Below are 11,066 nucleotides of genomic sequence, written 5' to 3' on the forward strand. Positions count from 1 at the left end.
AATAGAAGCGAATTTCGAACCACATATCATAAGTAACTCCGTACTTTGTAGTGATGGAGCATGGCCTTATGTGAATATTGCAGAGCACAAGAATTGTGATCATAAACGATTAATCAATGGAAAAAATAGAGTAATAGAAAATATTTACCACATCCAAACCGTTAATGGTGCAATCACTCACTTTAAGAGTTGGGTGGTAGGCAGAATGAAAGGGGTAGCGACTAAGTATTTACCGCATTATCTAACTTGGTTTAGAGAAAGCAGCGCAAAGTATGATTTTCAACAAATTTTACTCGCCGCTTATAGGTGACAACAGTGTAATGGAACAGAGCCAAATAAAAACACTATCTGATGATATACCCATGTTACTTAGACTTAAAAAAGGTATTGTTAACTTATCGACCTGAGCTGAGTGATATCGATCAAATACACCTTAAGCTAAATTTTGGACACAACTAACCCTATTCAATTCTATAAATGTTCGATAACGGAAAAGACGATAGTACTTCGCTTGCATCAAATGACGCCAGGTCGAAATAAGTTATTCACCACGCATGGCAATTAAAAAACGTTGACCTGCCAATGGAATTTAACCTCCGCATTTGCCTTTCATGCTGCCGATTAGTCTGAAGTGAGGACTCCCTCCCGTCATTTTCATACTGAATAGTTGAGCGTCCTACGCTTAGCAATAATTATTTTTTTGCTGCAGAGTAACTTGCTAGTTTATCGGAAGCGTCTAGCTAACTACACCTACTTTTTAAAATTCCATGGTAACAAGCTGTCTATATCAGGCTCTGGTTGGCATAACTCTTCAAGGCAAGCAATCACGCAATCAAATGGGATCAGATCATTGACTTTGGCCGTTTCAATTATACTGTAAAGTGTCGCACTGGCATGGGCCCCCTTTGCCGTTTGGCTAAATACGTTTGGCTAAATAACCAGTTCTTTCGCCCTATCACAAAGGGGTAGACTGCTCGCTCTGTTACGTCTTAGGGTGAAACACACATCGCGGTAACAATCTGAATTTGATGGGGAGATAAATCGCAGATAAGTGATACAGGGATCCGAGACTCCGCTAAAGGCGCAACACTCGATACAGGTGGTTGGTTAAAATAAGCGACGAAGGAACAAAACCAACTGTTAGTTGCCTACGCACAACACCAGCACTAACATTTGTGAGTATACAATAAAATTAAGGTAACTATTATGGATACTCGCATACAATTTAGGATTGATGAAGAAACTAAACGCTTAGCTCAATTAATGGCTGAAAGCCAAGGGCGCACATTAAGCGATGCATGCAGATAGCTACTGAAGGCTTAGCTGAAGAACAACGAAAAACAATGACCCATGATTTATGGTTAACAGAACCTGCTACACGAATGACCAAATCTCTGTATTCATTAGGATTTTTTTGTGCGGTAATTAGGACTTCTCTATCAACAACATTAAACTGAATGTGTAGTCCTTTTTGGTCAAAATACCCTCTCAATAAAGAGCTTAGATTTTGCAGTCCTTTAGTTCCTTTAATTGATCCTGGATAGAATTTTTGGTTAAGTAGAGTCCCATTAGATGCAATATAATGATCTAATTTTGCAACTGAATTGACTGCTGCTGTAGGGCCATTTGTATCAGCCCCTGCACAAGGAGAAACCCCATCAGCTAATGATTCGCGAGCTTTTCTTCCATCTAAAGACGGACCGATAAGATCGCCCAATAATACATTGATAGCAGCGGGGTATAACCCAGCATGAAAATTGCCTCCTCTAGGATTTGTATATTTTTCTACTTCTTCACAATAAATCAAAGCACCGACTCTTGCTAATTCATCAACTTCATCAATGTCATTTCCGAATTTAGGTGTTTTATTTTTTATAAGTAGTCTTATTTCTTCATGTTTTCTTTTATCACCTTCATTTTTTGCATCTTCACCAAAGTTTGTTGAAAGTGCTTCTTTTAAGTCTCTTAACGTAAGTTGATTAGTATCAAAGACAAGATATTTGATCGTTCCAAAAGCATCTCCTACATTTGCAACCCCAACACCTTGAGGACCAGAGAAGTTATAGTGTGCACCACCTTCTTGAAGCGATTTCCCTGTAGAAATACAGTCGTCAACCATGCAAGATAAAAAAGGTAAAGGCGCTCTTTCTGCATGTGCTAGATCGATAGCATTATCAGTACTTACAAGTTGGTAGACGAAGAATTCCATTTGTTTTCTATAAGCATCTATTATTTCTTCCATTGAAGAAAATTCAGTAAACTCTCCTGTTTCAGGGCCTATTCGCTTACCATTTGACATACCATTATCAACAACAATTTGAAGAAGTCTTGCTAGGTTAAAGAATGCAGAGTCATGCCATCCCTCTGTTTTTCCTAGGACTTGAGGTTCAACACAACCAATTATTGCGTAATCTCTGGCGTCTTTTAGAGTAAGCCCATTGTTTACAAGAGAAGGGATAATGACTTCATCATTATAGTAGGAAGGCATTCCCGTTCCGAGGCTACTAAGCTCGCAACTTCTTAGAAGAAGTTCATCCGGCGTTTTATTCCATATTCTCACTGAAAAAGAAGGGGCAGATAATCGTATATGCGCCGCGGCATCAATACACATATATGTAAGATCGTTAGTCGCATCTTTCCCATCTGTAGTCTGACCACCCACAATTATATTTTGAAATAAAGGATAGCCCCCAAAAGCTCTTGTGGAAATAGCATCTCTTACTTTATTGAGGGCGTTAAACTTTATCCAAATACAATCAATTAATTCTTGAGTTTTATTGATATCAAAATCTTTTAATTTAGTATCCATCTTATAATAAGGGTACATATATTGGTCAAATCTAGCTGGTGATATTGAATGACCATTTGATTCTATGCTGATAACCATATGAACAAACCAAAAAGATTGACAAGCTTCATAGAAGTTTGAAGCACCGTGTTCAGGTACTTTTTTACAATTTTTAGCAATAGCGAGCAGCTCTTCTTTACGCTCAGCATTTGTTTCTTTTTCTGCCATTTCATTTGCTAAATCAGCATACCTATTGGCATATTTTATAACTGCATTACAAGAGATAAGAATCGATTCCCAAAAAGGTAGTTGTTTCAGATACTCAGGAGAAGTTTTGTCAGCAGCTGTCATTGCATTTTTTACTTCTTCAATAACACCGCGATAACCTTTTTTCAGAATTTTTGGCTATGTTGTAGTTTAGTGTGGGTTATTGGCTGGAAAATTGGAATAGGCGGATTACTGGCAATGCCGTTCAAAATTTATCGTAAATATAAAAATGATGAGAATAGAGAGGTTATTCTCATCAAAAACATGCTTATATTGATTAAAATACAGGAATGATTAGAATAAGCCCTTTATTCTAATCAAAAATAATGTCATTATGATTAGAATACAAAAGGTAACTAATATGAGCTTAAAATATAACTGGCAACATCCTAATTGGCCAAAATTTACATTTCAATCTAATGGTATTAACAAGATCATAAGTGAATATACTAAAATTTCTTCTAATCTTCAGGGGCAAGTTTCCCAACTTGATCAAAATAATAAATCTGAAGCCTATATCTACTTAATGGTTGAAGAAGCAATTAATACCAGTGAAATTGAGGGTGAAAACTTAAATCGTGAAGAAGTGCGTTCATCTGTTGCTCGTTATTTAGATCTAGAATTATCTCAACCTAAAGGTATCTTCCATAAAGAAAATGGTATTGCTTCATTGCTTATTGATGTTCGCAACAATTTTACCAATAATTTATCTAAAGAAATTGTTTGTAGTTGGCATAAACTACTTTTAACAGGACAAGAGGATTATTGCGCTAGAAGAAATATTAAAGTAGGCGATTATCGTAATGGACCAGTAGATATTGTTACTGGTAATGGTGATTATGAAGAAGTGGTTTTCGAAGGACCTCCAGGTGAAACAGTTGAAATTGAAATGGCTGCGTTTATTGATTGGTACAATGAAACATCTCCACTTAATGATAATAGCACATTCCTTCCCGGCCCTGTTCGCTCTGCAATTTCTCATATGTGGTTTACCTCAATACATCCTTTTGGTGATGGCAATGGACGTATAGCTCGTGCCATATCAGAACATGCACTATTTCAGGATTTTGAAATACCACCTTTATTTAGTATATCTACAACAATTAATGAAAATAGAGATGAATATTACAAAATGCTTGCCGAAAGTTCTCGTATTAACCCATCTGTAGATCTAACCAACTGGGTAAAATGGTTTTCTGAAACAACAAAAAATGCCCAAGTTGATGCTAAAAACAAAATTGATTTCATCTTAAAGAAATCTATCTTCTGGGATCATCACAAAGATACAAGCTTAAATAAACGTCAGAAAAAAATCACTAGTAAGTTCTTTGATTTTGGCGAGAAAGGTTTGATTGAAAGTGGGATAAGCCCTGATAAATACCAGTCTATAACTAACTGTTCATCAGCTACAGCTACGCGTGATTTAAAAGATCTTGTTCAAAAAGGTATATTAACTCCATCTCAATCTGGTGGACGTAGCTTGCGTTACCATATAAACCTTATTGAAGAAAAGCCTGTATTTAATATCTTTCCGAAAGGAAACGATAAAAAGTTAATAGAGATCAGTATCAGGAAATTATCAGAGGATATTCAGAGAAACATTAATTTTCATCAGTCTCCAAATAAGCAATTAAATAAACTTATTGATAAGTATAAAGTTTTTTCTGATGGTAACCCTGAGCATCTAGAGAAATTAAATGAGCTATTATCACAACTTGATGATAGTGGATTTACACCATAAATTGATTGAGATCGCATGTTGCGACCCCAACTAATGTACACACTTTTGTAAACACAAAAAAAACAGTAACACCTATAAGATTAAGTATTTTCTGAAATTGATTTAATTATTTTTTTAGCTGAGCACTTTCTTGAATGGCTATGTTGTAGTTTAAAATTAAGATCATAAAGCCTCTTTTATCCACGTTTGATCTGAATACTCACCGTTATCTTCCATAAATCTAAACCAACTTAAATAATTCTCAACGTAGTCTGTTCCAATGCCATTAAACCTTTTCAACCAACCTTTCCAGCGTTTCATGTAATTATTCAAGGTTTGAATATGGTATACACCATCGATAACTAGTTGATTATCAAGTGGTATCAATCGCTTATGGTCAACATCTAGTTCCTTCGCAATACCTTTGTATGATAAATTACCATCCGTACAAAGCACTGAGCCTGATGATAATAGCGGTTTTAATTGGGCTTGAATATTTTCTTTTGTATTGCGCTCTAAAACCTTGTGCGATACAGCACCACTACGATCAAGCGCAATAAAGATAGGGACTTGTTTGATTCGTCCACCACCACGTTTGCGTGATTTACGGTCAATAACTCTCTTACCTTTAAAAGATTCCGGTAAGAATGTTTCATCGGCTTCAATAACTCCTGTAAGTTCTGATGGATTGAAGCTGGCAGGGGCTTTGATAAACATATGTCGCCAGCGAAATGACGTTCTAAGCGTTATGTCTAAGGCTTTAGCAGACTTCCTCAAGGATACTCCTTCCCACATTAGTTTCGTGTACTCAATCCATTTCTCCGATTTTTTCATGCGATAAAGAGGTGAATCAGCAAGTGCATTAAAAGTTTTGTTGCATGATTTACATTTAAACCGTTGAATTCCTTGCCTTGTCATCCCCCAACGATTTAATTGATGAGAATTACAATGAAGACAGTGAGATATTGTTTCTTCATGATCGGCAATAGCTTGACCTACCTGATTGCTAGCTATATTTGATTCGACTTCATGGCGAAGTTTTTTAAGCTGGGCGTAGTTTAGATTTTTGACGTCCTCCCCCACCTCACTTCGTGTCTGAGCAAGCTCAGAAAAGGAGGGGGATTCCTGTTAGTCACCCAACAAGTGTTCCTGCTTCAACATGCTTTCACTAGACAAGAATTACACGCGTGAGCGTGTTCTTCTTATCCCCGATCCAGTCACTCCACAGGCTAAGACGGCAAGCCCTGCCGCTTTAATATTGATCGCTGCATTTACGTCCCTGTCATGGACTGCCCCGCAAACGGGGCACGTCCAATGACGGGCATTTAATGGCAACTTCTTATGATTAAAATCACAGCCAGTAGTTGAGCAAGCTTTTGAGCTTGGCAACCACTGATCAATTTCAATCACTGAACGACCAAGCCAATCGCCTTTGTACACAAGCTGACGAGTGAACTCGCCCCAGCTTGCGTCGGCGATATGCTTGGCTAACTTACGATTCTTGACCATGTTCTTCACAGCTAAACTCTCTACACAAATGACTTGGTTTTCGTTAACTAATTGTGTCGATAGTTGATGCAGATTGTCGGTACGACAATCTGCAATCTTAGCGTGAAGTCTGGCAATTTTAAGCCTGAACTTTTCACGGTTCATTGAACCTTTTTTCTTCTTAGCATACTTGCGTTGCAAGTATGCTAATTTAACTTGGTACTTTAATGTGTACCTAGGATTGTCATACTTGTTACCATCGCTATCTATTAGCAAATGGGTTAACCCAAGGTCAAAGCCCGTCAGCTTCGCTGAGATGGGCTTAAACTTGGGTTCAAACTCACAAAGCAATGAGACAAAATAGCGACCAGCACAATCTTTGGAAATTGTGATAGAGGTCGGGGCGCTTGGCAGCGCCCTTGACCACACAACATTCAAAGGCTCTTTGCTTTTCGCTATGTACAACTCATCTTCTTTTAAGCGAAACGCCGCTTTCGTCAGTCTAAAAGACTGGCGGCGGTTTCGCTTTTTAAACTGTGGGTACTGAGCACGACCCTCAAAGAAGTTCTTAAAGCCTTGCGCTTGGTCGCGCAGGGCTTGTTGGAACAAGACGCTAGAGATTTCTTCCAGAAATGGAAATTCTTCTTTAAGTATCACAAGCCGTTTCTCGGCTTGTGATTGTGAAATACTTTCACCGTCGTCTTTGTAAGCTTTGTTTCGCCAAGCTAACGTGTTATTCCACACAAACCGTTTACACCCGAAAGACTTTGCTAAAAGCAAAGCCTGCTCGGGTGTTGGGTAGAAACGGAATTTGTATGCTTTACGTGCCACGTTAGCTTCATCCTAAAATTAAATAGTTGGATTGAGGTTAGGCTTATTTTTTATCAATTTCAATAGGGTTTCCTTAACGAAAACCCTTGTGCACCAATGAGTTTAATCATACTATACAAAAATAATTTACATTATTTTCAAAAGCAAGATTGCTTCGCAATCCGCGCTTATATCCCCGACATAAATGACGGGGCTTTACGCGCTAAACTGGTAACGTTATGTAGTATATTTTGAAACTGCTTGGAAGCCATGTTGCACCTACCGTTATTAGGTTTCAGTACATTAAGTATAGTTTACCCACACCGAAAGACAACATAGCCCTATTTGCAGCGTTACCAAAACGTCAGCCTATGGGCGATCTTACGGATTTAATGCCTTGGAATGTTGATATTAGCGAAGCTAAGTGACTTTGGCCTTACTAAAGAGGTTGGTAATCAGTTTCTTTGAGAGCTTTTAACCGTAGGTTTATACAACTGCTCACTTTATCTTTGTGTTCATCTTTCATATAACTAGCGTTAATGGTATCTAGAATGATGGAAGCATTCTTGTTGGTTACATTATGGAGTAGTTTTAATGCCATTTTATCGCTAATACCGATTGCCTTGGCAAATAAGATAAAGTCATACCCTATGTAGGTGCCATATTGTGTGTTAAAGCCCGGCGCTAAATCTGTTTCATTTTCCTCTAGCGCTAACAGCGGTAAAGCGAGTGGATCGCCTTCGAAGTATGGAATGGTTGATACATAGTCATAAACAGGTGCTAAGCTATCAGGAGCAATTTTAGGCACGAGTATACCAAAATTACGCAAGTGCAGGTCATTGTTCCCAAGCACATAAGCGTAAACGACCCGCAAAAAAAGGTCTTGTTTGAACTTTAGGCTTGAGTCAATATTCTTGATTAAAAATTTGCATGCTTGTTCGTAACTCACTTTTGAAACATCGTCGATTTTTCCATATTTGTTAACAACGTTCATAGAGCCGTCTAGCTGTTCTTGGTGGATTTTTTCTAACTCGCTCACTCTGTCATAGCGTTTAATAATAAAAGCGTACTCTACAGGATCTTCATCTTTCTCCTTTGAAAATGCCACAAGACCGAATGGGGGTACATCAAACCCTAACTTTTGCATTACAAGCATTATTGCGTGCTCATTCTCTGCAAGCATTGGGAATTGCTCTGGAGATGGTTTTAGGATGTAAGTAGCACTATTTTTTACAATATCAAACTGGTCATTTATGATGCACAGCGATAATTTTGGTTGGTAGCCAGAGATGCTCATGCCTTTTTGGTTAATTGGCTCAACTTCAAAAAATCTGCTTCTAGTGAAAGGTAGTGTAGTGTTTATCCTGGTATTTCCTGTCAGGTATTTAACTCCTTTTCTGGTATATCCTTCAGCGAGCTCTTTTTTTCCTTTAAGTGGCTCTAGCGTAATTAGGCATCTATCTAAATTCATAGGTTTCTCTTAAGTATTTAGCGTCATGTATATCTTGAGTTACGAACTACTCGAGCACCGACTCGACTGTAATTGCGCCTAGGAGATCAGTTCCATTTGCGATTAAAAATCCGAATGTATCCCTTTCATCAATCCTTTGTATTTCAGAATATCTTTTCTTTAGCCAGCCTTCAGGCGTTAGGCTTTTGAAATACGGGTGCAACTCTTTGCTTTCATGGACGAGAGCAGAGGTAGGAATACTTAGCGATAGAGGTTTGCCTTTGTAGTTTTCATCGTAAGTGAAAACGTATTTATCGTCTTTTTCTTCGAGTGTCCCAGCCAGAACGCCAAACATAAAAACATTTACTTTTCTGCCCATGAGTTTATCCCTAGTTCTTTTAGCACAATGATAACGCTTGAAAAACGGGCGCTCGAAGGGTCAGAAAATATACGTTTGAGTGTTGAATATGAAAGGCTGGTTTGAAGCTCCAAGTCCTCCATTGAAATTCCAATTTCCTTTCGTTTATATTTCATCAGTTTTGCTAGTTCATTCATGTCATTGAGATCAACACCATCACTTGGGTTAGTGGCTTTTGATTCTAAGTCATCGACTGTTTCAACAAGCGACTTGTGTAGTTCATCAATTTCATGTCGAATTTTTAGCATTGAATCAGTGTTCATAAATGACCTTTTATTATTATATAGTTAAATATTAGCTTAAATATGACATCACTCAAATAAAAAGATTCAAATAAGATTGTTTTTTATTGAATACTAAATTTTTATTTCATTTTTGGTTGGAATAATCATTATCTGCTTTATGTTTGAAATTTTTTAGAGATCATTTTAAAATTGGTTAAATTTGAAAGGTAATTGGAGTTTTTCTCCTTCTGTTCTTATGCTTATGCGTTTGAATTAGAACTGTTGTGACTAAGTGATTTTGGCCACTAATTTAGAGTGAAATAAACCATATTTCCTATCTCGCTTTGTGATGTGATGGACGCCCCACCCTAATGGCGTTATATGCGACATACTTAAAGCATATCATTTTACCAAAGGAGCATCGCATGAATATTAAAGTGGTTGGTATTGATTTAGCAAAACATTATTTTCAGGTCTGTGTTCTTACTGACGAAAACAAGATACATTCCAATAAAAAAGTAACCAGAGCTCGCCTTTTAGATGTTGTACGTCAATTCCCTGAAGGTACATTAATCGCTATGGAGGCATGTGGTAGTTCAAACTACTGGGCTCGTACCTTTGCTAAAATGGGATTTGAAATAAAACTTATTCCTCCTCAACATGTTAAACCATTCGTAGGCCATCAAAAAAATGATGCTAATGATGCTCGAGCTATATGTGAATCAGCATTTAGACCCGGTGTTCATGGGGTTCCAACTAAAACAATTGAACTACAAGATATCAAATCAATAAGGTGTATCAGGCAACGAAGAGTAGAGCAACGATTAGCAGCTGCAAATCAACTGAAAGGTTTAGCTAGTGAGTATGGTGTCATCTTTCAGAAATTAACACTCTTACCAATGAAATAAAGTCATTATCTTTAGATCTTGAAGCGCTTTGCAAACAACAACCACGTTATCAAGCTTTACTAGCGATCCCCGGTTTTGGACCAATTGTAACAGCTGCATTTTTAAGCCAAGTTGGTTCAGGAAAACAGTTCTCGAATGGAAGGCAATTATCAGCATGGTGCGGTCTAGTTCCTAGGCAGTTTAGTTCAGGTGGTAAGACTAAACTTGGAAAGATAACCAAAAATGGTAATAACGAACTCAGAGCTTTACTCATTCATGGAGCAAGATCTGTCTCTAAATATACGCCTGAACGAACAGATGCATTAAGTCGGTGGTTCAATGCGCTTGCATTAAGAAGTGGTAAAACAAAAGCAATTGTTGCCCTAGCGAATAAGTTAACGCGTATTGCCTGGGCAATTGTGACTACAAATGATGAATTTAAAGCGAGTTGTGCATTTAAAACAGCATAATGGATCAATAAAAATATAAAGTAAGAAAAGTTTACACCCTAGTTTAAGTTTGCAATGCTTGATGAAAAACGGTCCACCGTTCCTGTAAAAACCTGCTTTGGGGCTTGGCATTTAAAATGTCGACTTTGTGATTAGGAGACAGGATTCGGATTACATCATGGCGCAGGTTATTGATAACCTACCAAGACGTCGGATATATGACAGCAGACTGTTACCCTCATCAAAACTTGCAATAAACGGGGCGTCCATATATGCCCCATAGCAATTTAGAAACCTTATAAAATTGTGGCTAATATTACTTAGCCACAACAAAGTGACCTTCAGATACATTCATGTATTCCTAAATTCACATAAATAAGTTCAATTTCTAATATTTCCGACATTCCGCACCCATTTCAGGAATAAACCTTCGCGTTTTCAACAATAAATTTTTGGCTCTGTTCCTGTTAATTGTTGTCTATACTTATAAGTGATCATAACGTATTAAAGGTAAAGACTATGAATACTAAATCGTTCGTTCAAAACCTTAACCAAATAACTGCAG

General features: G+C 37.6%; 8 protein-coding genes and 2 pseudogenes. 3 read left to right on the plus strand and 7 right to left on the minus strand.

The genetic code is table 11. The annotated features are described in order from the left end of the window. On the plus strand, nt 1-310 hold a 310-nt coding region (locus H592_RS0120805; RefSeq protein ID WP_028870460.1), incomplete at its 5' end, for an IS1595 family transposase. A gap of 440 nt (nt 311-750) precedes the next feature. Here H592_RS0120805 and H592_RS23795 read toward each other — a convergent pair. Both H592_RS23795 and H592_RS23070 read right to left on the minus strand, forming a co-directional pair. Then, a pseudogene (locus H592_RS23795) lies at nt 751-980 on the minus strand (IS66 family transposase); the annotation flags it as partial. 263 nt (nt 981-1,243) lie between these two features. After that, the gene (locus H592_RS23070; protein WP_342665433.1) at nt 1,244-3,187 is read right to left on the minus strand and encodes a pyruvate formate lyase family protein; all 1,944 of its coding nucleotides are present in this window, start codon (nt 3,185-3,187) and stop codon (nt 1,244-1,246) included. Between the two features lie 229 nt (nt 3,188-3,416). Here H592_RS23070 and H592_RS0120815 point away from each other — a divergent pair, with 229 nt between their 5' ends. Continuing rightward, nucleotides 3,417-4,796, plus strand: coding sequence for a Fic family protein (locus H592_RS0120815; RefSeq protein ID WP_028870461.1), 1,380 nt, complete (start codon nt 3,417-3,419; stop codon nt 4,794-4,796). Nucleotides 4,797-4,958: 162 nt separating this feature from the next. On the opposite strand, the gene H592_RS23075 is transcribed toward H592_RS0120815, so the two are convergent. The 5 genes from H592_RS23075 to H592_RS23465 all read right to left on the minus strand — a co-directional run bounded on the left by H592_RS23075 (nt 4,959) and on the right by H592_RS23465 (nt 9,204). Next, nucleotides 4,959-5,858: an IS1595 family transposase gene (locus H592_RS23075; protein WP_051369304.1), complete on the minus strand. Its 900-nt coding sequence runs from the start codon at nt 5,856-5,858 to the stop codon at nt 4,959-4,961. Between the two features lie 96 nt (nt 5,859-5,954). Beyond that, complete coding sequence (locus tag H592_RS0120825) at nt 5,955-7,094, minus strand: RNA-guided endonuclease InsQ/TnpB family protein (protein WP_028870462.1); 1,140 nt, start codon at nt 7,092-7,094, stop codon at nt 5,955-5,957. 418 nt (nt 7,095-7,512) lie between these two features. Further along, nucleotides 7,513-8,544, minus strand: coding sequence for a type II toxin-antitoxin system HipA family toxin (locus H592_RS0120830; RefSeq protein WP_028870463.1), 1,032 nt, complete (start codon nt 8,542-8,544; stop codon nt 7,513-7,515). 46 nt (nt 8,545-8,590) lie between these two features. Further along, nucleotides 8,591-8,902 carry a HipA N-terminal domain-containing protein gene (locus tag H592_RS0120835; protein ID WP_028870464.1) on the minus strand — a complete coding sequence of 104 codons (312 nt, stop codon included), beginning with the start codon at nt 8,900-8,902 and terminating at the stop codon, nt 8,591-8,593. Beyond that, entirely contained in the window at nt 8,887-9,204 is a 318-nt protein-coding gene (locus H592_RS23465) for a helix-turn-helix domain-containing protein (protein WP_051369305.1), read from the minus strand. Before H592_RS23465 ends, H592_RS0120835 begins: the two co-directional genes overlap by 16 nt. 386 nt (nt 9,205-9,590) lie before the next feature. On the opposite strand from H592_RS23465, the pseudogene H592_RS23085 reads away from it, so the two are divergent. Then, nucleotides 9,591-10,522: pseudogene (locus H592_RS23085) on the plus strand (IS110 family RNA-guided transposase). The last annotated feature ends 544 nt before the right edge of the window (nt 10,523-11,066 follow it).

It is taken from the genome of Psychromonas arctica DSM 14288 (assembly GCF_000482725.1).
GTDB lineage: Bacteria > Pseudomonadota > Gammaproteobacteria > Enterobacterales > Psychromonadaceae > Psychromonas > Psychromonas arctica.